Below are 22,163 nucleotides of genomic sequence, written 5' to 3' on the forward strand. Positions count from 1 at the left end.
CGTTAAGGCGTTTTCGTGAGCGATCCAACCAACCTCGGCGACGGTCCTGTTTCGGCAGGGCCCTGGTGGCGTCGTCCTCCCCTCTGGATCGGCGCAGGGCCTCTGCTGGCCTTCCTGGTGCTGGCGGCCGTTGACCTCACACTCGCCCAGCAATTCACCAGCTCCGGCAAAGCCATCGTCAGTGGATCCCTGGGCGGCTTGTGGCAGTGGATGGTGCTGTTGCTGTTCGTAATTGCCGTGGTGATGGCGATCAGTCCCGTGGGACGCCTGCGCTTGGGAGGCGTCGATGCCAAGCCAAGCCTGAAATTCTTTGACTGGTGCGCCGTGCTGATCTGCACGCTGCTGGCGGGTGGCGGTGTGTTCTGGTCAGCGGCCGAGCCCCTGTTCCACTTCCGCACGCCCGCGCCCTATTTCAGCGCTGTCAAAGGTTCCACAGCGGCAGCTGTCGATCCCTCTTTGGCCGTGAGCTTCCTGCACTGGGGATTCCTGGCTTGGGCACTGGTGGCCACCACGGTCACAATCACCCTGTCGATCCAGGAGCAGCGCGGAGAACCCCTGCGGCCTCGCACTCTTCTGGTGGGACTGCTTCCCCATCGATGGGTCGAAGGCCCGCTTGGGGACTTGGCCGACGGACTGTCTGTGGTGGCAGCCATTGCTGGCACGGTGGGCCCCCTCGGCTTCCTGTCACTGCAGCTGAGCAACGCCGCCGGCATGCTGCCTGGCCTCAGCGACAGCGCAGGGCTGCAGTCGTTGGTGGTGGTCCTGCTCACCGCCGTGTTCGCCACATCCACGGTGAGCGGCATTCAACGGGGCATCAAATGGCTGTCGGAAGTGAACGTTTGGCTGACGCTTGGCCTCGCAGCGGCCTTGCTTCTGCTGGGGCCCGGTGTTTGGCTGATTCAACACTTCGCCAGTTCCTTCACGCTCTACGTGAGCAACTTGGTGCCGATGGCCCTGGCTCCCAACCGTGGGCCCGATAACTGGGTCAATGCCTGGACGGTGTTCTACTGGGGCTGGTTTCTTGGATACGCCCCCTTGATGGGGCTGTTCACCGCAGGCGTGAGCCGGGGCCGAACCCTGCGCGAACTGGTGCTCGCCGTGGCGATCCTCTGCCCAATCGTGACCAATCTTTGGTTCACCCTGCTGGGGGGCACTGGCATGCAACTGGAGCTGAGCAATCCAGGAGCCATCAGTGGCCCTCTGGCTGCCAGTGGCGAAGCAGGCGCTCTGCTCGCCATCCTTGGCCAGCTCCCACTCCCCTGGCTGCTGATTCCTGTTGGTCTGATTCTGGTGGTGCTGTTCATGGCCACCAGCGCCGACTCGATGAGCTACGCGGCTGCCATGGTGGTGAGTGCCCAGCGCAAGCCACCCGCCCTTCTGCGTCTGTTCTGGGCCCTGATGATTGGCAGCCTCACCCTGGTGTTGCTGCGCATCGGAACCAGCCTGGGAGACAGCACATCGATCAATGCTCTGCAGGCCTTCATTGTGATTTCAGCCGTTCCGGTCACCCCCCTGGTGCTGATCACTCTCTGGACGGCACCGCGTCTGGCCTGGAAGGAATGGCAGCAGCGTCAACAGGCTCCGGGTTCAAGCTGATCCAGCCCGCCATCGCGACCCCAAACAGGGCGAGTGCGCCATAGATCACCAGCACCAGCGAGAGATCACCGCTTGGCGAAGCCTGCAGGATCAAGCCTGACACCACGGTCATCACTCCGCCCATCAGGGTTCCGCAGGTGTTGACGATCGAAACGGTCATCGCCGTCTGTCCGGCAGGAGCCGAGGCCTCCGCAATCGGGAAGGCCAAAACGGCCGAACCCATGCCGATGCCGAAGGTGAGCGCCGGCAGCTGCAACAGCGGTTGGGGAATCCAGGATGCCAGCAGAAGAAGCAGGGACAACAGCGTGAGGAGGGTTCCCAGCAGCAGCACACGGCCCCGTCGCTGAGGCCGACCACCCAGCGCCCCACTGCCGACCATGCCCACCATCAAACCGATGGACATGGTGAGGGTGAGTCCTTCCATCAAGGGGCTGGACCATCCCTTCAGGGTGGAGAGAAGGCCGTACTGGGCCATCCCGAACACAAATCCCAGCCCCCAGGCATAGAGCAGGCAGCACTGAATCAGTCGCAGCACGCCCCCCCGGCTCCAGCGCGGCACGTTCACCACAGACGCGCTGATCGGCAGCGATTCCACCCGGGCCCGCCCGTTGCTGCACACACCCAGGAGCAACACCGGCAAGGCCACCACCAGCAGCAGCGAAAGGCCCTGGAGCAGCACCAAACCCCGCCAGGCTGAGCGACCCAGAAGCAGGGGAACCAGCGCAGCGAGCGCAGCCCCCAAACCCACCAGAGCATCGGTGCATCCCATCGCCAACGCAAAGCGATGGGTCGGCAGGGTGCGCCGCGCCAGAACCGCCGAAGCCGGGAATGCAACGGCACAAGCCATCCCCGTGCCGATCCGGGAGAGCAACAACCCCATGAGGGTTTCACTGCGGGCAAACACCACGCTGCAACTCGCAGCGACCAACGCAGCCAGAAGCAGCCAGAGCTCAACCCGGCCGCGATCGATCAGTCGCCCCACGGGAACCTGCACAAGCCCGTAGGGCACCAGAAAGCTGCCTGCAATCAGGGCCAGACCCGCTGGCCGAACAAGCAACTCCGAACCGAGCGCCCTTTCGTAGTACTGAAAGCCGGTCTCCACCCAGACCAACCAGAGAACAAAGAGAAGGCTGAACAGCCAAAGCAGGCGATCACGCACAGCAAGCGTGCAACAACGAGCTCAGTGTGAAGGGATCATCGGGTTGTGCTTGGCGGCTTAGGACAGGCAGTAATCCAGGGTGAGGCTCAGACTCCCGGTGGGAAGCGGAGCCTCCCCGGGTCTGAAGCGGGGAGCGGCCGTTGCCGCCATCGCCAGCCCACGGGTCGCGGGCTGGCTGCGCTGATCAATGCGCAACAACTTCACCTTGGATAGCCCCAGGGCGGAAGCCGTGCGCGCCGCCTGCGACTGACCACGCTCCAAGGCCCGCTTGAGCAAGCGCTCCTCCAGCTCCGTCTGGCCCTGCACTGAAGCCAGGGAGGTCATGCCCTGGAGGCGAACCCCGGGCAGGCGGCCGGCCCGCTGAATCAGCGTGTCGTACTTGCTGCGACTGACCGAGCCTCGGATGGTTGTGGACGCCCGGTAGCGATCAGGAGACTGCGATTGACCGATGGGGAATGTGTTCGGCGCCGGCACTTCCAGATCGCCTTGCACCAAGGGCCTGAGCTCTGTGCGCACCCGGGCGAGACGACCATTGAGCTGCTCCAGAGCAGCAGCGGCCTTGGACCCTTCAGCCTCCAAACGAAGCAGGAAGCGAAAACGGTCGGTGCGCGTATCGCCTCGCTCCTGCACAGTCAGGTGCAGCACGGTGCCGTTGCATCGAGGTCCCTGAACCTGCGCCCGCAGCGGCGTTGAAAGTGCAGGAAGCGCCACGACCGCCATCGGAACGGCGAAGAGGCGAAGAGCGGATGTCCAAGGGCGCATGGCGGACGGCGACGACACAACCTGAAGGCAGTCTCAATCCCTCGGACGATGCGCGGGTGACTGAACGGTGACGCGTTAGCCGCCAGTTCTCTCAGAATCCATCCGATCAGCGGGCTTCCACCCAGCTGCCATGCAGCCCGTGGGGAATCGCTAGAGGCAGCTCAATCACGGCAACCTCCTTGAGATCAGCTGCATCAAGAATCACCAGGTCGGATCCTTCCCGAGCCCCATTCCAGACCAGTTCCAGGATCCAGCCATCGTCCTCAGCGCTGGCACCGGGGCGGGGAACCATCAGCGGTTCGCTGACGAAACCATGGGGTGCGGCACTCCAGATCTGGCGATCCCCAGTGCTGAGATCCAGCTTCTTGATCACCTGCAGGGGGTCATTGCCCTGCTCCCGAGCGGCGGCGGCCATCCAGGCATAGCGACAAGGGAGACCTTCCTTGTCAGGATTCACCATGGCGAATTCGCAGCAGCGTTCGCTCAGGCGCGTGGTCTTCACCTCACCACTCTCCAGGGTGATGCGGCATTGCTCCAGCAGGCCCTCTGGAATCAGATCGAAATCCACTGCGGTGAAGTCCATCTCCGGGCCAACCGAGGGGAAATCGCTGTAATAGATGCTTTCCACCACCACATCGCCGTCGTCTTCCCAAGCGTTGAGGTGGTGGAACACAAAGCCATCCGGGGCATCAACGATGCGTGGCGGCTGCCCGGCGAAGGCACCGCTTTCCCGGGGAATCAACCAGAACTTGGCCTGACCATCCGGCTTCGACTCCAGGCACTGCGCCGCCCCCTTCTGGCCGAGGACAAACGGCAGAGGATTGAAGGCGATGGCGTTCTGAAGAAACACCGCCCAGTTGGGTGTGATCGCAAAATCGTGGAGAAAAGCAAAGCCGTTGAAACTGTCTTTGCGTTCACAGAGAAGATCGCCGGCCTTGATGCCTGCAGCAGCGTCGGTTTCGGTGGCGAACTCCATCAAGCGGATGGTGCTGCGCGGTCCGGTTTTGACCCCGAAGGTGACCATGCGTGGACGGTCGTGATGGCCGGGATCGAAGCGCGGGTGCGCACTGAAGGCCTCACCTTTCTTGAGCACGCCGCCCAGAAGGCTGATGCCATGGGTTTCCAGGGTGCGGGGATCCAGCGCATGCGGTTCCGCCGCTTCCCAGAGCGCCAGTAATTGGTCACCCAACTGCACCACCCCGGTGTTGGCGATGTTCTTTAAGCGCAGATCAAAGGCATTCGCCAAGCGCCCGCCGGGCTTCTGGCTGCCGAACACACCGCGATACAGCACCTTTCCCGCTGCTTCCTCTTCCTGCCAACCGGCGGTTCGCACAAAGCGATTGCTGAGGGCAAGCGCGCCCTCTTCAAAGCGCAGGGCCGTGATCATCCCATCGCCATCGAAGGGGTGATGCACGCGCTGGCCATTGCGCTCAAGCCGACCGGGACCGTTGCGGTACAGGGTTCCGACCAAGTCGGAAGGGATGGTGCCGCGCGCCGGGGTCAGGGGCACATCGGTGAGCTCCTGCTCCACATTGCGAAAGGCACTGGCCCATTCCGAGCGCGCAAAGCGGTCAACAGCGGGAGCAACAGTCACAGAAGACGGAGCAATGCCCCACCATCCTCTCGTAACGGACTGTGAAGCGCGCGCTTTAGTTCATGCCCGCCTGCTCCAGCACTCCCTTGCTGCTTGGCACCGCATCGGCCCGGCGTGGGTCGATTTCCGTGGCTTGGCGCAACGCCCGGGCGAAGGCCTTGAAACAAGCCTCCACGATGTGGTGGGAATTGGCACCGTCGAGCTGGCGAATGTGCAGGGTGAGCCCGCTGTTGTTCACCACCGCCACGAAGAACTCCTTCACCAACTCAGTGTCATATGTGCCGATTTTCTGGCTGGGAATGCTGAGGCTGTAACTCAGATGCGGCCGGCCGGAACAATCCAGGGCCACCTGCACCAGCGCTTCATCAAGCGGCGCGAGGAAGTGGCCAAAGCGATGAATGCCGCGGCGGTCCCCGAGGGCCTGAGCCAGGGCCTGACCCACGGCGATGCCCACATCTTCATTGGTGTGGTGATCATCAATGTGCGTGTCCCCGCGCGCGCTGATCTCAAGATCGATCAGGCCATGGCTGCTGATCTGTTGGAGCATGTGATCAAGAAAAGCCACACCGGTGCTGGCCTGGCACTGGCCGCTGCCATCGAGGTTCAGGCGCACCTGCACATCGGTTTCTCCGGTGACCCGGTGGATTTCACCTGTCCGCATCATCAGCCTCAGGAACGAAGACGCCTGGGTTGATCATGCCGGCTCACATGCCGTTGATGCAGTAACCGGCATCCACGTAAAGCGTTTGCCCGGAAATGCCGCTTGAGAGCTCACTGAGGAGAAACGCCGCGGTGTTGCCCACCTCGGTTTGCGTGACCGTGCGGCGCAGGGGAGCCTTCTCCTCCACGTTGTGGATCATGTCGAGAATGCCGCCGATGGCCGAGCTGGCCAGGGTGCGGATCGGACCGGCACTGATCGCATTCACGCGCACTTGCTTCTCAGGGCCGAGTTCGGCGGAGAGGTAGCGCACAGAGGCTTCGAGGGCCGCCTTGGCCACACCCATCACGTTGTAGTTGGGAATCGCCCGCTCAGCGCCGAGATAGGTGAGGGTGACGACTCCAGCCTTTTCGCTGAACAGGGGCTTGGCATGGCGGCAGAGCGGGGCCAAGGAGTAAGCGCTGATCTCAAGCGCCCGGGCGAAGCCTTCGGCTGTCGTGGCGCTGTAATCGCCCACGAGCTCCTCCTTCCCGGCGAAGGCCAGACAGTGCACCAGGCCATCGAGCACCCCCCACTGGCTCTTGATCTCACTGAACACAGCCTCCATTTGGGCTGCGTCCTGCACGTTTAAGGGGAGGAACAGGGACGGCTCCAGGGGTGCGGTGAGCTCACGAACCTTCGCCTCGAAACGGCCCTTGTCATCGGGGAGGTAGGTGATGCCCAGCTCAGCGCCTGCAGCTTTGAGCTGCTGGGCGATCCCCCAGGCGATCGATCGGTTGTTGGCAATGCCGGTAACGAGAATCTTCTTGCCCGTGAGATCGAGAAGCATCGGACCGGCTGACGTTGAACAGTGTGGGGATTCTCTCCCATCCCGCACCCCTGCCCTGCGATGGCTGTCGCAGTTGTCTCCGGCGATCGACAGGATGGCGGCGTTCCCGTGATCCCGTGGTGCTGCCCTTACCCCCTGTCACCCCCCTGCCATGGCCTGAACAGCCAGGGGATCTACCGAGAGACCTTGCGGATCGCGACGCACTCGATCAACTCCTGGCCAGCGAATTCCCCAGCGCCCAGGGGCCACTCAGCCGAATCCAAGGCGGCCGACAGGCGGCCGAAAGCCAGTTGCAACGGATGGATGCGAAGCGCTATGGACGCAGCCGCAACCATCTCAAGGGTGCCGTCACCCGCTTGTCCCCCTGGATTCGCCATGGCGTTCTCACCCTGGCGGAGATCCGAGAGGTGGTGTTTGCCCAACTGCGGGATCGCGGCCAAGGCAGGGACGACGGCGGCAAGCTGATTAATGAACTGGGTTGGCGCGACTTCTGGCAGCGGATGTGGAGCGATCTCGGCGATTCCATCCATGAGAGCCAAGAAGAGCTGAAGACCGGCCACGATCCAGCCAGTTACAGCCGGGAGCTTCCCGACGACGTACGCGAAGGCCGCACGGGACTGGCCTGCATGGATGGATTCAGAGACGATCTGGTGAGCAGCGGCTGGCTCCACAACCACGCGCGGATGTGGATGGCGGCCTATCTGGTGCACTGGCGCCGGGTGCATTGGAAAGCTGGCGCCGACTGGTTCCTGGAGCACCTGCTCGACGGGGATCCCGCCAGCAACCACCTCAGCTGGCAATGGGTTGCCAGCAGCTTCAGTCACAAGCCTTACTTCTTCAATCGCGGCAACCTGGAGCGCTACAGCGACGGCAAATACTGCAAGAGCTGCCCGAGCGCCGACACCTGCCCGTTCGAGGGAAGTTACGACCAGCTGGAATCGCAGCTGTTCGCGCCCCAGCCTGCAATCCGGGATGTCCCCAGCCGGCGCCGCAACAACAACTCCCGAGGCAGTGCCAGCGCCGCCTTCGCCCGGCCGAAGCGCTGAGTGACCGATCCGACAGCCCCGCACCCCATGCCGTTCCAAAACCCGATCCTCTGGATCCACGAGGAAGCCCTCGGCTCCCGCAACCCTGCCCGGCTCGCCTGGTCGAACGCCCCAGCTCTGTTTGTGTTCGACACGCAGTGGATCGAAGACGCCGGCATCAGCCGCAAACGCCTGGGCTTTCTCTACGAGTGCGCCCTCGACTGTTCCGTGACCCTGCGCAAAGGCGATGTGGCGGCCGAGGTGATCCGCTTCGCCGAGCGTCATCAGGCCGATGGAATCGTGACCAGCCGTCCCGTCGACCCTCGTCTGGAAAGAATCGCAGCCCAGATTGAGAGCCAATGCCCCCTGGAACGACTGGAACCCGAGCCCTTTGTGAGACTGCCGCGGCCACCGCGCCTTGGACGCTTCAGCCGTTACTGGCGTGAGGCCGAGCCGGTGGTTTGGGAGGGCTTTTAGGGGTTTGATTGCTCATCTTTGAGCAACGCCTCTTCCCGCTTGAGCTCCTCAGCGGGATCGATGAGCAAATCCTGCTCCTCCAGAGCCGGAAGCGCGACGGGGACCACCTCCGAAGCCGTCGTCGGTGGTTGAACCCACTGCCAGCGCGCCTTCGGGGCCCGATCTGCACACAGGGCCTGCAACTCGCGTTGCAGCGCTTTCAGAACGGAATCACGCTGGACAACGGCAAAAAACTCCGAACGGGGAGCCAGGCCAGCGCTGAACGGAGCGGTGCCATTGCCATTGAAGAGTCGCGCAGCGTCCGCAAACCAGCGGGGTTTGCAGACTGCCGGATCACGGGTGTCCGTCTCGAGGAAGAGGTGCAGACCAAATCCATCGGGCTGACTGACCACCGCCAGCCCGTCATGGGGAACCCTGCGCTGCAGGGGGAACACAGCCCAGGTGGCCTGCGGAGATCCTCCACAACCCGTCATCAGGACTGTCAGGGCCGCAAGACCTGCAGGAGCCTTTTGAACCCAGCGCACCAACGCCTCACCTCGAGAGGCCGGATTCTGATCCAAGATCAAGGCAATTGCAGACGTCGGGCCGGACGCATGGTGCTCACTCCATCCACGATGCTGCCCCTCGGGCACCCACTCCCCGCCTTCCGTCTGCCCATCGTGAGCGGCCAGCTGGCGCAGCCAGTCCCTGGCACCCCCACGCCAATGAGCGACCTGGGCCACGACGATCTACCCAACCAACCGGTGCTGGTGATGCTGATCTGCGCCCACTGCCCATTCGTGAAGCACGTGGAACCGGAACTCAGCCGCCTGGAGAGCGACTACGGCCATCGCGTCTCGCTGCTCGCCGTCTCGAGCAACAGCGTGATCAGCCATCCGCAGGACGGACCGCCAGGCCTGCGCCAGCAGGCCGAACACCTGGGCTGGACGTTTCCGTACCTCTTCGACGAGCAGCAGAGCTTGGCGAAGGATCTTCGCGGCGCTTGCACACCGGAGTTTTATCTGTTTGCACCAGACTCCGGCGCACAACAAACCCTGCGATACAGAGGGCAGCTGGATGGCAGCCGGCCGGGAAGCGCAGCCGCCCTTGATGGTCATGATCTGAGAGAAGCCATGGATTCTGTCCTGGCTGGTCAGCCAGTTCGCGACCAGCAGACCCCCTCGATCGGTTGCAACATCAAATGGCATCCCGGACAAGAACCGCCGTGGTTCGGGAGCCCGGCTTAAGGTGCCCCCCATGCAGGTGCCACCCTTCAGTCTCAGCCAACAGCTCGCGGATCTCGGGCCAGAACTCGATGCCGCAGTGCTGCGGGTGCTGCACAGCGGCCAATACATCGGCGGTTCCGAGATCCAGGCCTTCGAGTGCTCTTTCGCAGAGGCTGTTGGCACACCCCATGCCGTCGGTTGCAACAGCGGGACGGATGCCCTGATCTTGGCCTTGCGTGGCCTGGGGATTGGCCGCGGCGATGAAGTGATCACCGCCTCCTTCAGTTTTTTTGCCACGGCTGAAGCGATCAGTGCCGTGGGTGCCACGCCGGTGTTCGTGGACGTGGACCCGTCGACCTACCTGATCGACCTGAACCGCATGGAAGCGGCGATCACCTCCAGAACCCGTGCGCTCATGCCGGTGCACCTGTTCGGCAGGCCGGTGGACATGACCCGACTGATGACCATCGCTGAACGTCACGGCTTGCGCGTGGTGGAAGACTGCGCCCAGGCCACCGGTGCCCAGTGGAACGGACGGAGTGTGGGCAGTTGGGGGGACGTGGGTTGCTTCAGTTTCTTCCCCACCAAGAACCTCGGCGCCGCGGGCGACGGTGGCGCCGTGTGCTGCCACAGCCCGGAATTGGCTCAGCGCATGCGCGAACTGGCCGTGCATGGCATGCCACGCCGCTACCTGCACACCGATCTCGGTTACAACAGCCGACTCGATGCCCTCCAGGCAGCCGTTCTCAATGTGAAGCTGCCCCATCTCAATCGCTGGGTGGAGCGCCGTGCGGCCATTGCCGCCCGCTACAGCGCAGCCCTTCAGGATCTTCCTGGCGTGCAGCTTCCCGAATCAGATGCCCATGGGGGCCATGGTTGGAATCAGTTCGTGATCCGCATTCAGCGCTGCGCAAACGGGCAAGAACTCTGCGGCGGCAGCTGTCCGGCGGTCTGCAATGACCATGGACTTCCCGATAGCCGTTGCCGCGACTGGCTCAAACAGAGCCTCCAGCAACAGGGCGTGAACACGATCATCTATTACCCGATCCCCATTCATCGCCAACCGGCTTACAGCGATCTGAACCTGGCCCCGGGGTCTCTGCCGATCACCGAACAACTTTGCAGTGAGGTGCTCAGCTTGCCGATTTTCCCTGAACTCAGCGTCGACCAACAGAGCCGCGTGATCACGGTGATCAAATCCCTGCTGCTCGAGCGCCCCGTCAAGGCCAACCAAACCTGCGACGTTGCCGCCTGATCGCCGACCGTTGTCTCAGCCTTTGATGGTGGCGTAGAGCGCTTTGAAGCGTGCCTGCTGAATCTTGTGATTCACCAGGGGCTCCGGATACCCCCTGCGTTCGAGAGCACCGATGTCGCCGCTGAGCAGATCCTTGGTGCACACATGGCGCAGCTCCGGGACCCAGCGGCGGATGTAGTCCCCATCGGCATCGAATTTGGACGCCTGGGTGGCGGGATTAAAGATGCGCAGAGGCTTGGGATCCATGCCGCTGCTGGCACTCCACTGCCAGCCGCCGTTGTTGGCGGCCAGGTCGCCATCCACCTCCAGCTCCATGAAGGCCCGCTCACCCCAGCGCCAGTCGCAGATCAGGTCTTTCACCAGGAATGAAGCCACGATCATGCGGCAGCGGTTGTGCATCCAACCGGTTTCATTGAGCTGCCGCATCGCCGCATCAATGATCGGCATGCCGGTCTGGCCGTCTTTCCAGAAGTCGAACCAGTCTTCGTTGTTCTCCCAAGGGAAACGACGCCACTGTTCCCTGTAAGGACCATCCGCCAGCTCCGGAAAGTGGAACAGGGCCTGCTGGTAGAACTCGCGCCAGCACAACTCTTGTTCCCACACAGCAATGGCCTGACGCTGTTCATCACTACGGGCCAGATCCTTCGCGGCCTGAGCCGCGCACCAGGCCTGCCTCGGACTAACGGTGCCCACACTGAGTGCAGCACTGAGGCCGGAGGTGCCAGCGGTGCCTGGGAAATTGCGATCCGGCTCATAACCCAGCAGCGGACCATCCGCGAAGACCGCCAACTGACCGGCAGCCGCCGCTTCGCCGGGACGGCAAGGGCAGAGATCCATGCCTTTGAAGCCATGGCCGGAGCGGAGCTGCTCCAGGTCGCGCTGCCCCTCGGCACAGAGGCGACCGAGCTCACCCGCAGCCGTCTGCAGCGCATCCAAGCAGGCAGCATCCAGATCGATCAGCCCCGTCGGAGCCTCAACCGTGCCGGGTTCGCTGAGTTCCACCTGACCGCGCCAGTTGCGCAGAAAGGGGCCATACACGCGATAGGGGTCACCGCCGCCGGTTTTGAGCAGCTCTGGAGCCACCAGCAACTGATCCCAATCGACGAGCACCTTGCGGCCAGAGGCCTGCAAAGCCCGCGCCACCTGACGGTCGCGCTCGCGGGCATAGGGCTCCACATCACGGCTCCAAACCACTGCCGCGGCCTCCAGAAGCGATGCCAGCTGCGGCAGTCGCTGCACCGGATCCCCGGCTACCACCAGCAGACGACTGCCAGCGTCCCGCCAACGCTGCTGCAGTTCCACCAGGCTTTCCACCAGGAACCACAACCGCGCCGGAGCCATGGGCGGCAACTCGGGAGGTGGCGCGATGATGGCTGGGTCGAGCACGTACACCCCGGTGACCGCAGGCCCGAGCGCCGCAGCCGCGTGAAGACCAGTGTTGTCCGCCAGGCGAAGATCGCGGCGGTGCCAGAACAGCGTGCGGGAAGCGGTCATCGGAACGGTCTTGATCAGAGATTGAGCAGTTGTTTGGCGCGATACCAGGCGGTGACGCTCTTGCCATCCAGCCACTCCTCACCTGACGCCAATCGGGCATCCAGCTCCGCTGGATCCATCAGCACCACCTCCAGGTCTTCATCGTCATCGCCTGCAGGCGGGTTCTCCAGCGCCGTGAGATCCCTAGCAAGAAAGCAGTGGATCACCTCATCGGAATACCCGGGGCAGGGCAGCATCGGACCCAGTGCATCCCAGCGGGCCGCGCTGTACCCCGCCTCTTCCCCGAGTTCCCGCTGCATCGACTCCAGTGGATCTTCCCCGTCCTCCAGCGTTCCGGCAGGAAATTCCAACAAACGGGCTTGAACGGCGAAGCGGTACTGACGCAGCACCACCACCTGTCCGTCGTTGGTGATCGGCACGGCGAGGGATGCGCCGGGATGGCGAATGAGTCCGAACGTGCCCTCCACACCCATGGGCAACTTGATGCGATTGCGCTCGAAGCGAATCTTGCGCGCGTCCATCGCCTCGATGGTTTCAAGCAGCTCGTAAGGCTCGGAGGCTGGCAGAGGTGCCATGAAGGAGAGCAAAGCGGGCACCAGCATGGCGGTTGCACGGCAGGATCGTCAGCGGCACGTCACTGGTTGGGCTTCCCGTTTTTGCACGATCACACGCTGACCACCGCTGACCCCACAGCTGCTGCAACCGTGCTGCCCCGCTGGAGACAGCTTCAGCTCTTCAAGGCACTGGCTCAAGAAGCTGGTTGGGGGCACCTCGGCCAACTGGCTGGCTTGAGCGCCGTCAGCAGTGTGCTGGACATCGCAGGGCTGGGCCTGGCTATCACGTTGCTGCTCAGCAAAGGATCAGCCCAAAACGCGATGCCTGGGCTGAGCGTCAACCTGCCGCTGACCACAAGTCTTGCCCTGCTGGTGGGTTTGATCCTTCTGCGTGGATTGATCCAGGGACGCGTGGCGGTGAGCCGGGAGCAACTGCGCTCCGGTTTCACGGATCGTTTGCGCCAGCAACTCCTGCAACAGGTGTTTTCAGCGTCATCGACCCAACTGGAGCAACTCGGCCGCGGAGATTTGCTGGCGTTGCTCATGGCCGACATCAATCGCACCGCCCTGGGGCTGGACCAGGCGGTGCGCATGCTGCAAGCCCTGCTGGCGATGCTGATCTACTTGGCCAGCGTGCTGCTGGTGGGACGCACGGCTGCCTGGCCGCTGCTGCTGGCCCTGATGGCCACCGCCATCGCCGCCCTCTTGCAGCGTTCAGGAAGTTGGGGTCTGGGTCGGATCCAGAGCCGCCTGAATGCGGCACTGCAGCGCACCGTGGGCGATGGCCTGCATGGCCTCAAGGCCGTTCGCGCGGCAGCCGCCGAACGCTGGCTCCTCGATCGATTCGCCCAGGAAACCGCCAAAGGGCGCTGGCTGCTGCGGGAGCGGGTACGCCGCCGCGCGGGCTACAACGCCTGGCGCGACACGCTGGTGGTGGCGATCGCCAGTCTCTGGCTGCTCCTGCAAGGTGACGCCCTGACCACCGACGTGCTCACCACCACGCTGGTGCTGGCTTACCGGGCCGGATCCTCCCTCAGTGGTGTGGTCCAGGCCCGGCGCCTGTGCCTGGGCAACCTTCCCGGCTATGAAGCCCTCTGTCTGCGCCGCGAGCAACTGCGCCCAGGCCCGGAGCAGGCCACCGGAACTGTGCTGAACGCTCTTGCACTGGCGACGCTGGAGCGCGATCGCTGGACGCAGCTGGACTGGTGCAGCGCATCACGGCGGAACGGCCGAATCCACAGCCTGCGCCTGCTCCCCAACCAGCTGGTCGCGGTGACGGGGCCCTCGGGCTGGGGCAAGACCACCCTGCTCGATCAGATCAGCGGTTTACAGGGGGAGGAACACAGTGCCTGGACCATCAGCTGCGGGGCTGAATGCTGGCAGCTCTCGGGACCGGCAGGCGCCAGGCAACTGCATGCATTGATGGCCTGCGCGCCCCAGCATGCGGCACTGTTTGAGGCCAGCCTGCGCGACAACCTGGTGCTTGGCCGCGAGATCCCGGACGCCACGATCGCAACCTGGCTGCAGCGCCTGGGACTGGCGCATCTGCTCGATCGACCAGACGGTCTGGATGCTCCGATGGCTCTGGCCCAGAACCCCTTTTCCGGCGGTGAGATTCACCGACTCGGCCTGTTGCGCGCCTGGCTCCGGGACCGGCCGGTGGACGTGCTGGATGAACCCACAGCATTCCTGGATGCCGTTGCGGCAGCCCAGGTGCGCACGGTGATTCAGGAACGATCCAGGCAGCGACTGGTGCTGGTGAGCAGCCACGACCCGGCGTTGTTGAACCTGGCCGATGTCGTGATCGACCTTGCAACCGTCGCGGTTTCGACCTGACTCAGGAGCGCCAGTGCGTGGAACGCTGCATGGCCGCGAGCAAAGGTTCCATCACGAAAGAGCGGAGATGCAGGCGTGGATGCGGCAACACCAGCCGGGGATGCTCCAGCCGCCAGTCACCCCAGAAGAGCAGATCCAGATCCAGCGACCTGGGCCCCCAACGCACTTCGCGATCGCGATCGCGGCCGTACTGCGCCTCCAGCGCTTGGAGACGATCCAGCAACGCCAGCGCCGCCTCCGCATCTGGAGCACCAGGCACACCGCGGATCAGGAGCACGGCATTGCAGTACATCGGCTGACCGGGCGGCCCTCCCACCGGAGCCGTCTCCAGCAAGGGCGACCATGAGCAGCTGATGCGGGACAGGCTGATCTGAGCCCAGTCGCACAACAATTGTTCGAGCTGTGGGCGCACATCGATCAGGGTCTGTTGGGGGCTGCCCGCAGCACTGGGACGATTGGCCCCCAACGCCACTGCCAGAGAACAAGCCTGATCAGCGAGACTGGCGCTCACGCGATGGGCCGGCAAACGTTCATGGTTTCAGGTGGAGGGGTCGCCAGCGGCGTGGCCAAGACAGCAGCGATGGATCAAGCCAACCGCGCCTTTCCGTTGGCGGCGATCACCGGCCATGGAACCCTGAAGCTCGCCCTGATGCTGGCTGCTGTGGATCCAGGGCTGGGCGGCGTGATCATCGCCGGCGGCCGAGGCACCGGCAAGTCAGTGCTGGCACGGGGTCTGCATGCCTTGCTCCCACCGATTGAAATCCTCGACCCAGCCAACGCACCGGTGCCGATTGGGCCGGGCCGCAATCTGGATCCGCAACGACCGGAGGAATGGGGCAGCAGCCTCCGCGACACCCTCGGCGCTGAACCAGCGTCCACGGTGATTCCCGCTCCTTTCGTTCAGGTCCCCCTGGGCATCACGGAAGACCGCCTCGTGGGGGCTGTGGACGTGACCGCCTCCCTGAGCAGTGGCAGCCCCGTGTTTCAGCCCGGCCTGCTGGCGGAAGCCCACCGTGGGGTGCTGTATGTGGACGAGCTCAACCTGTTGGATGACGGCATCGTCAATCTCCTTCTGGCCGCCGTGGGAGCGGGCGAGAACCAGGTGGAACGGGAGGGGTTGAGCCTCAGCCACCCCTGCAGGCCGCTGTTGATCGCCACGTATAACCCAGAGGAAGGGAACGTTCGCGATCACCTGCTCGACCGCTTTGCCATCGCGCTCTCAGCTGATCAGCTGGTGAGCACCGAACAGCGGGTGGAGATCACCAATGCGGTGCTCAGCCACGGACAGTGCAGCCGCAGCTTCGCGGAGCGCTGGAAGGAAGACACCGATGCCCTGGCCACCCAGCTGCTGCTGGCCCGGCAATGGCTCCCGGATGTGCAGATCAGTCGCGAGCAGATCGAATATCTGGTCACCGAAGCCATCCGCGGCGGCGTGGAAGGGCATCGCTCTGAGTTGTATGCCGTGCGCGTGGCCAAAGCCCATGCGGCCCTCAGTGGTCGCGATCAGGTGGAGGCCGATGACCTGCAGGTGGCTGTGGCTCTGGTGATTGCACCCCGCGCCTCCCAGTTGCCGCCACCGGATCAGCAGATGGAGCCACCGCCGCCGCCCGAGCAGCCCGACGATCAGACCCCGCCACCACCGCCGGACCCCGGTGAGCAGAACAGCGACGACACGCCTCCCCCACCGGAGGGATCCGCTGACGACGACAACGATCCACCGGAAGACAGCAGCGACGACAACGACAGCGAAGACGACGACAGCAACGATGACGAGGACTCGGAGCAGGACGAGGCACCACCCTCGGTGCCCGAAGAGTTCATGCTGGATCCCGAGGCGGTAGCGATCGATCCCGACCTGCTGCTGTTCAATGCCGCCAAGAGCAAAAGCGGCAACAGTGGCAGCCGTTCGGTGGTGCTCAGTGACAGCCGGGGCCGTTACGTGAAACCGATGCTCCCCCGCGGGCCGGTGAGGCGCATCGCCGTTGATGCCACGCTGCGAGCGGCTGCGCCTTACCAAAAAGCACGCCGAGCACGCCAACCGGAGCGCACCGTGATCGTGGAGGAATCAGACCTGCGCGCCAAGCTGCTGCAGCGACAAGCTGGAGCGTTGGTGATCTTCCTGGTGGATGCCAGTGGATCGATGGCCCTGAACCGAATGCAGAGCGCCAAGGGAGCGGTGATCAGGCTGCTCACTGAGGCCTATGAAAACCGCGATGAAGTGGCTCTGATTCCCTTCCGCGGCGATCAGGCCGAAGTGTTGCTGCCGCCCACCCGCTCGATCACGGCCGCCCGCCGGCGGCTGGAATCGATGCCCTGCGGCGGCGGCTCCCCCCTCGCCCATGGGCTCACCCAGGCGGCTCGCGTTGGTGCCAATGCTTTGGCCACGGGCGATCTTGGGCAAGTGGTGGTGGTGGCGATCACGGATGGACGCGGCAACGTCCCTCTCAGCACGTCCCTGGGCCAGCCGGAGCTTGAAGGAGAGGAGAAGCCCGATCTCAAGCAGGAGGTTCTCGATGTGGCGGGTCGCTACCGCATGCTTGAAATCAAGCTGCTGGTGATCGACACCGAGCGCAAGTTCATTGGCAGCGGCATGGGCAAAGACCTTGCCGAAGCCGCGGGTGGCAAATACGTGCAGCTGCCCAAGGCCAGCGATCAGGCCATTGCCGCTGTGGCCATGGAGGCGATCAATTCGGTGACCTGAACCGGCGTCATTCGTTCGAGGTCCCCGTCCTGGCCGGGTAGACCTCGTCGAAGAAGGCACCAAGGCCAATCATCACGCTGCGGAGACCTTGCATGAACTGACGGTCGTCGGTGAGCTGTTCGATGTCTCCGCCCACGGCATCAATCCGGGCCGTGAGCTGCTTGGCGTTGGTGACGGTCTGCTTGAGATCACTCACCGTTTCTGGATTATCAAACGCCTTGGCCAGGTTGTTGATGCTGGCCGCAGCCGCAGCCGCTTCCGCTGTCGCGCGGTTGAGGTTGTCGATCGTGGGCTGGGCTCGGGACACCTCAGCGCGCAGTTGCTGCACGAGCGCATCCACGTTTTGTGCCGCGACGTCAGCTGTGTCGAGGAATTTGGACGCATCCTCGCTGGTCGTTCCGAACTGCTTGGTGGACTCCACCAACTGGGGGATCAAGTTCGATTTCTGAGCCTGATCGAGAAGTTGCTCAAGGCTTGCGGTCACCGACGTCAGGCTGGCACCTGACTGGCCTGGAATCGTGGCCCCCTCGCACAGAACACCGCTGTTTTTGCAGTTCCGCGCTTTCGGCGATGGCGCGTTCTTCGGCACCGGCGTGCCTGTGGTGAGGAGCTCCACCTGGGAATCCCCTCCCAACAGGGATGCAGAGGAGACCACGGCCTTCACGGGCAGGGGGAGCTGGAGGTCGTCCTGATTGATCTCCAATGTGGCTCTAACGGCCATGGGAGTGACATCGATCGCTCGCACCGTTCCCACGGTGATTCCCCTAAACGTGACGGGCGAGCGGTTAGCAAGACCACCGGCATTCTGGAAATCCGCCTGAACCGTCCAGGTTTCCGATCCCAGACGTACGCCCCTCAGCCAGAGCATGGTGCCTGCAAATCCGGCGATCGCTCCAACAAGCGAAAAACCGACCAGGGCTTCGCGGACACTACGGCGCATGAATTACTGGTCGGAGGGTTGCATCGGTCCGCGCAGGTTACCCGTCCTGAACTGAACCACATAAGGATTGTCTGAATTGCGGTAGTCCTCCACGCTTCCATCCCACTGAAAGCGCCCGCCATACAACATCACGATCCGTTCAGCAGACCGTTCAATCGTGCTGTGAACGTGACTCACGACCACCGAACAACCCCGCGCCACCGTGGTGGTTTTCACAATCAAATCTTCAATTCGCGTGGATGCCACCGGATCCAAGCCAGCCGTGGGCTCGTCGTAGAGCAGCAAGGGCATCGCCCCCTCCTCCCGGTCGGGGTCATCGATCAGGGCCCGGGCAAAGCTCACCCGTTTCTGCATGCCACCACTCAACTGACCTGGATACTTCTCGGCCACCTCATGAAGGCCAACAGCTTCGAGGCACTGCTGCACCCGCTCGCGAATCTGGGCAGGCTTCAGGCGTCCCAGACGGGTGAGCAGAAAACCAACGTTTTCCTCCACCGTGAGGGAAGCCAGCAGAGCTGGGTTCTGAAACACCAATCGCACATCCGGAGGCCGGCGCTGATCGAGGCGCAGGTAGGTCTGCGGTTCCCCGAAAAGGCGCAGCTCACCACCTGTTGGCAGCTGCAGACCAGCAAGCAGCCGCAACACCGTGGATTTACCGGCACCGGAAGGACCAACAACGGCGATGCGCTCACCGGGGTTCATGGTGAGCGACACCCGATCGAGCACAGGCCTGGGGCCCCATTGCATGGTGAGATCGCGCATCTCCACCACGGGCGTCTGGGTTGTTGCTGGGGTGGCGCTCGGCCGGCTCATTGGAGGCCGCATTGCATCTCAAGCCATCCTGCCGGGTTTGGCTCGGGGGGATGGCCATTGGGGCCAGCTTCCGTACAGTTTGGTGATTGCAAGGGATGCGAACCCCTCGCTTCGGATCGCAGTTGACCAGACTTCCACGCCGCGGAAACCGTGAACGCATCCGCGCGATGCAGGCGGAGCGGCAGCGCGATCTGATGCTGCGCTCCCGGCGAGCGATGCGCTGGCTGCAGCCAGGGTTGGTGGTGAAGCGCTGGCTGCTCACCTCCGGCATCGGACTGGTGCTGGCCCTGCTCGGTGCAGCCGTTTGGGCCGACCTTCAACCGATTTACTGGACGCTCTGGGCCATCCAAGAATCCCTGAGCTGGATCACGCGCGTGATGCCCCGCGGAATCACCGGTCCTCTCGTGTTGCTGGTGGGGATCGGCCTGCTTCTCTGGGGCCAGAGCCGCAGTTTCGGCTCGATCCAACAGGCTCTTGCTCCTGAAAAAGACACCGTGCTGGTGGATGCTCTGCGTGCCAAGAGCCGACTGAATCGCGGGCCGAACATCGTGGCCATCGGCGGTGGCACCGGCTTGTCCACCCTGCTGAGTGGCTTGAAGCGCTACAGCAGTCACATCACCGCGATCGTCACAGTGGCCGACGACGGCGGCAGCAGCGGTGTGCTGCGCCGCGAGCTCGGAGTGCAGCCGCCGGGCGACATCCGCAATTGTCTGGCCGCCCTCTCCACCGAGGAGCCTCTGCTGACGCGCCTGTTTCAATACCGCTTCTCCTCGGGAACCGGACTGGAAGGCCACAGCTTCGGCAACCTCTTTCTCTCGGCCTTAACAGCGATTACCGGCAATCTGGAGACGGCCATCACCGCCTCGAGCCGCGTCCTGGCCGTGCAGGGTCAGGTGGTGCCGGCCACCAACGCCGATGTAAGGCTGTGGGCGGAACTGGAGGACGGGCGACGCATCGAAGGGGAATCGGTGATCGGCAAGGCGCCAAGCCCGATCGTGCGTCTGGGCTGTTTGCCGGAGCGACCGCCAGCGCTTCCGCGCGCGCTGGAGGCCATTGCCCATGCGGATCTGATTCTTCTGGGGCCAGGAAGCCTTTACACCTCATTGCTTCCGAATCTGCTGGTGCCCGAACTAGTCACAGCGATTCAACGCAGCCGTGCTCCACGGCTCTACATCTGCAATCTGATGACCCAGCCCGGCGAAACCGATGGGCTCGATGTGAGCGGGCATCTGCGTGCGATCGAAGCACAACTGGCCTCGCTCGGCATCAATCAACGGCTGTTCGATGCGGTGCTAGCCCAGGAAGCGATCGCTGACTCCCCTTTGATCGCCTACTACAAATCAAGAGGAGCTGAACCGGTTGTTTGCAACAGGCGGCAGTTGCTCTCCGAGGGCTACGACGTGATGGAAGCGCCGCTGCAGGGAAGCAGACCCACGGCCACCCTGCGTCACGATCCACGCTCACTAGCTTTGGCGGTGATGCGCTTCTACCGCAAACACAAAAAAGATCTACAGGGTTCAGCCGGCCAGCAAAGCGCGCATCAATAGGCGTCCTGCATTTCGTAGAAATCAGGTTGCACGTAGTCCTTGCGCAGGGGCCAGCCCGTCCAGTCTTCCGGCATGAGCAGGCGCTTGGGATGGGGATGCCCTTCGAACTGAATGCCGAACATGTCGAAGGTCTCGCGCTCCTGCCAGTCGGCACCGCGGAACAGGCCATAAAGGCTGGGAACACTGGGCTGCCCTTCACGGGACAGGAACACCTTCAGGCGCACCTCACGCACCTGGTCGGCACTGCCTTCGGCAACCTCCGCCATCGCCAGCAGGTGGTAGAAGCACACCAGCCGCTCTCCGGGGCCTTCGTCATAGCCACCCTGGCACTGCAGGTAGTCGAAGCCGTGGCTTTTGAGTGCAGCGGCAATCACGGGCAAGAACAACGCTTCCACAGCGATCTGCTCCACACCCACGTGATCGGGCTCGAGCAGCTCATGCTCGAAACCTTGCTGGCTAAGCCATTGACTCACCGGGCCGGGCGCAGGGGCCACAGCCACGGGAGCATCAGCGTTCGCTTGCTTATCAGGAGTGGGGCTCATGAGGGCTCAGAAGGTTGAACAGCGTCTGCGGTTTCCAGGGCGGGCATGGGCAGGCCGGCGCCTGGTTGAAGCGCAGCTACTTGGGTTTCGGCGCGGAGATAGGCACCGGTGACGATGGGTTCGACTGCAGTCATCGCATGGGCAACGGTGCAATAGCGATGGGTCTGCTGCAGCTGACGACGATCGGCAACGGATTCATTCGCCACTTTCTTCCTGAGCTTGATGACTGCATCAAAAATGGCCTCAGGGCGCGGGGGGCAACCCGGCATGTAGAGATCCACGGGGATGAGCTTGTCGACGCCGCGCACCGCCGTTGTGGAATCAGCGCTGAACATGCCGCCGGTGATGGTGCACGCTCCCATGGCGATCACGTATTTGGGCTCGGGCATCTGTTCGTAGAGCCGCACCAGAGCCGGGGCCATTTTCATCGTCACCGTGCCGGCCACGATCAGCAGGTCGGCCTGGCGCGGTGAGCTGCGGGGCACAAGACCGAAGCGGTCGAAATCAAATCGCGAGCCGAGCAGCGCTGCAAATTCGATGAAACAGCAGGCCGTGCCATAAAGAAGCGGCCAGAGGCTGCTCAAACGGGCCCAGTTGTGCAGGTCATCAAGGCTGGTGAGAATCACGTTCTCACTCAGGTCTTGGGTCACCGTGGGGGCGCCGTCGGCGGCACCGGCCACAGGACCGCAGCTGGCCTCGCGCAGATCGCGCAGGGCCTGAATGGAAGGGGACTCTCCGGCCATTGCAGAACGGTCAGTGGATGGGGTCATGGGGTCAGCTCCACTCCAGGGCGCCCTTGCGCCAGGCGTAAGCAAGAGCCACCACGAGAATGGCGATGAAAATCAGCGCTTCGATGAAGGCCAGCAAGCCCAGGCGGTGGAAGGCCACAGCCCAGGGATAGAGGAACACGGTCTCCACATCGAAGATCACGAAGACCAACGCAAACATGTAATAGCGGATGTTGAACTGAATCCAGGCACCACCGATCGGCTCCATGCCCGATTCGTAGGTGAGCTGTCGTTCTCCATCCTGGCTTCGTGGAGCCAGCAGTTTGTTGGTGACCAACGCCAGCACCGGCACGGCTGCTGCGATCAGCAGAAAGCCGAGAAAGGCGTCGTATCCCGGAAGCACAAACATCAAAGGGGCTCCGATCTGCGGGCCAGTCTGGCATTTGCA

Annotated in this window: 22 protein-coding genes; 8 read left to right on the forward strand and 14 right to left on the reverse strand. The window is 63.4% G+C overall.

Features of this window, described 5'->3' with window-relative positions; genetic code table 11:
• The first annotated feature begins 15 nt into the window (after positions 1-15).
• Positions 16-1,596 (forward strand): BCCT family transporter, encoded by a 1,581-nt coding sequence (locus KQ296_RS02730; RefSeq protein ID WP_011932202.1) that lies wholly within the window; start codon positions 16-18, stop codon positions 1,594-1,596.
• Here the strand turns inward: KQ296_RS02730 and KQ296_RS02735 are convergent.
• From KQ296_RS02735 to fabI, 5 genes are all read right to left on the reverse strand, one after another.
• Positions 1,523-2,755 (reverse strand): MFS transporter, encoded by a 1,233-nt coding sequence (locus tag KQ296_RS02735; RefSeq protein WP_011932201.1) that lies wholly within the window; start codon positions 2,753-2,755, stop codon positions 1,523-1,525. The two genes, KQ296_RS02730 and KQ296_RS02735, sit on opposite strands and share 74 nt — an antisense overlap.
• A 57-nt stretch (positions 2,756-2,812) precedes the next feature.
• Positions 2,813-3,535, reverse strand: coding sequence for an SIMPL domain-containing protein (locus KQ296_RS02740; RefSeq protein ID WP_259726325.1), 723 nt, complete (start codon positions 3,533-3,535; stop codon positions 2,813-2,815).
• 88 nt (positions 3,536-3,623) lie between these two features.
• Positions 3,624-5,111 carry a carotenoid oxygenase family protein gene (locus KQ296_RS02745; RefSeq protein ID WP_011932199.1) on the reverse strand — a complete coding sequence of 496 codons (1,488 nt, stop codon included), beginning with the start codon at positions 5,109-5,111 and terminating at the stop codon, positions 3,624-3,626.
• Between the two features lie 55 nt (positions 5,112-5,166).
• A complete protein-coding gene (gene hisB, locus KQ296_RS02750) occupies positions 5,167-5,775 on the reverse strand; it encodes an imidazoleglycerol-phosphate dehydratase HisB (protein ID WP_011932198.1) in 609 nt (202 codons plus the stop codon).
• A 40-nt stretch (positions 5,776-5,815) separates the two neighbouring features.
• Positions 5,816-6,598: an enoyl-ACP reductase FabI gene (gene fabI / locus KQ296_RS02755; protein WP_011932197.1), complete on the reverse strand. Its 783-nt coding sequence runs from the start codon at positions 6,596-6,598 to the stop codon at positions 5,816-5,818.
• A 119-nt stretch (positions 6,599-6,717) separates the two neighbouring features.
• Here fabI and KQ296_RS02760 point away from each other — a divergent pair, with 119 nt between their 5' ends.
• Together KQ296_RS02760 and KQ296_RS02765 are read left to right on the forward strand one after the other, a co-directional pair.
• Positions 6,718-7,644, forward strand: a complete 927-nt coding sequence (locus tag KQ296_RS02760; protein WP_399240198.1) for an FAD-binding domain-containing protein — start codon at positions 6,718-6,720, stop codon at positions 7,642-7,644.
• Between the two features lie 27 nt (positions 7,645-7,671).
• A complete protein-coding gene (locus KQ296_RS02765) occupies positions 7,672-8,100 on the forward strand; it encodes a hypothetical protein (RefSeq protein WP_011932195.1) in 429 nt (142 codons plus the stop codon).
• Here KQ296_RS02765 and KQ296_RS02770 read toward each other — a convergent pair.
• Positions 8,097-8,627, reverse strand: a complete 531-nt coding sequence (locus KQ296_RS02770; protein WP_011932194.1) for a hypothetical protein — start codon at positions 8,625-8,627, stop codon at positions 8,097-8,099. The two genes, KQ296_RS02765 and KQ296_RS02770, sit on opposite strands and share 4 nt — an antisense overlap.
• A gap of 66 nt (positions 8,628-8,693) precedes the next feature.
• On the opposite strand from KQ296_RS02770, the gene KQ296_RS02775 reads away from it, so the two are divergent.
• Together KQ296_RS02775 and KQ296_RS02780 are read left to right on the forward strand one after the other, a co-directional pair.
• Positions 8,694-9,326, forward strand: coding sequence for a thioredoxin family protein (locus KQ296_RS02775; protein WP_011932193.1), 633 nt, complete (start codon positions 8,694-8,696; stop codon positions 9,324-9,326).
• 10 nt (positions 9,327-9,336) lie between these two features.
• Positions 9,337-10,560, forward strand: a complete 1,224-nt coding sequence (locus KQ296_RS02780; protein WP_011932192.1) for a DegT/DnrJ/EryC1/StrS aminotransferase family protein — start codon at positions 9,337-9,339, stop codon at positions 10,558-10,560.
• 15 nt (positions 10,561-10,575) lie between these two features.
• Here KQ296_RS02780 and KQ296_RS02785 read toward each other — a convergent pair whose 3' ends face one another.
• On the reverse strand, positions 10,576-12,054 hold the full coding sequence (locus KQ296_RS02785) for an FAD-binding domain-containing protein (protein WP_011932191.1): 1,479 nt from the start codon (positions 12,052-12,054) through the stop codon (positions 10,576-10,578).
• Between the two features lie 14 nt (positions 12,055-12,068).
• Entirely contained in the window at positions 12,069-12,629 is a 561-nt protein-coding gene (locus tag KQ296_RS02790; protein WP_011932190.1) for an NUDIX hydrolase, read from the reverse strand.
• A gap of 66 nt (positions 12,630-12,695) precedes the next feature.
• Between KQ296_RS02790 and KQ296_RS02795 the strand changes: the two genes are divergently transcribed.
• On the forward strand, positions 12,696-14,444 hold the full coding sequence (locus KQ296_RS02795; protein WP_011932189.1) for an ABC transporter ATP-binding protein: 1,749 nt from the start codon (positions 12,696-12,698) through the stop codon (positions 14,442-14,444).
• Between the two features lies 1 nt (position 14,445).
• Here the strand turns inward: KQ296_RS02795 and folK are convergent, their stop codons facing one another.
• On the reverse strand, positions 14,446-14,955 hold the full coding sequence (gene folK / locus KQ296_RS02800; RefSeq protein WP_011932188.1) for a 2-amino-4-hydroxy-6-hydroxymethyldihydropteridine diphosphokinase: 510 nt from the start codon (positions 14,953-14,955) through the stop codon (positions 14,446-14,448).
• 3 nt (positions 14,956-14,958) lie between these two features.
• Here folK and KQ296_RS02805 point away from each other — a divergent pair, with 3 nt between their 5' ends.
• Positions 14,959-17,145, forward strand: a complete 2,187-nt coding sequence (locus KQ296_RS02805; RefSeq protein WP_011932187.1) for a magnesium chelatase subunit D family protein — start codon at positions 14,959-14,961, stop codon at positions 17,143-17,145.
• A gap of 7 nt (positions 17,146-17,152) precedes the next feature.
• Here KQ296_RS02805 and KQ296_RS02810 read toward each other — a convergent pair whose 3' ends face one another.
• Positions 17,153-18,085 (reverse strand): MlaD family protein, encoded by a 933-nt coding sequence (locus KQ296_RS02810; RefSeq protein ID WP_011932186.1) that lies wholly within the window; start codon positions 18,083-18,085, stop codon positions 17,153-17,155.
• Positions 18,086-18,088: 3 nt separating this feature from the next.
• Complete coding sequence (locus KQ296_RS02815; protein WP_011932185.1) at positions 18,089-18,898, reverse strand: ABC transporter ATP-binding protein; 810 nt, start codon at positions 18,896-18,898, stop codon at positions 18,089-18,091.
• Between the two features lie 167 nt (positions 18,899-19,065).
• Between KQ296_RS02815 and yvcK the strand changes: the two genes are divergently transcribed.
• Positions 19,066-20,445 carry a gluconeogenesis factor YvcK family protein gene (yvcK, locus tag KQ296_RS02820; RefSeq protein ID WP_041428737.1) on the forward strand — a complete coding sequence of 460 codons (1,380 nt, stop codon included), beginning with the start codon at positions 19,066-19,068 and terminating at the stop codon, positions 20,443-20,445.
• On the opposite strand, the gene KQ296_RS02825 is transcribed toward yvcK, so the two are convergent.
• From KQ296_RS02825 to ndhC, 3 genes are read right to left on the reverse strand one after another with little or no spacing between them, the layout of a single operon-like run.
• Entirely contained in the window at positions 20,439-20,987 is a 549-nt protein-coding gene (locus KQ296_RS02825; RefSeq protein ID WP_011932183.1) for an NAD(P)H-quinone oxidoreductase subunit J, read from the reverse strand. The genes yvcK and KQ296_RS02825 overlap by 7 nt on opposite strands.
• Positions 20,984-21,730: an NADH-quinone oxidoreductase subunit NuoB gene (gene nuoB, locus KQ296_RS02830; RefSeq protein ID WP_011932182.1), complete on the reverse strand. Its 747-nt coding sequence runs from the start codon at positions 21,728-21,730 to the stop codon at positions 20,984-20,986. The genes KQ296_RS02825 and nuoB overlap by 4 nt, the downstream gene beginning before the upstream one ends.
• A gap of 31 nt (positions 21,731-21,761) precedes the next feature.
• On the reverse strand, positions 21,762-22,124 hold the full coding sequence (gene ndhC / locus KQ296_RS02835) for a photosynthetic/respiratory NAD(P)H-quinone oxidoreductase subunit C (RefSeq protein WP_011932181.1): 363 nt from the start codon (positions 22,122-22,124) through the stop codon (positions 21,762-21,764).
• Between the last annotated feature and the right edge of the window lie 39 nt (positions 22,125-22,163).

Origin of the sequence: Synechococcus sp. CS-197 (assembly GCF_025128215.1) — a bacterium.
Taxonomy (GTDB): Bacteria; Cyanobacteriota; Cyanobacteriia; order PCC-6307; family Cyanobiaceae; genus Synechococcus_C.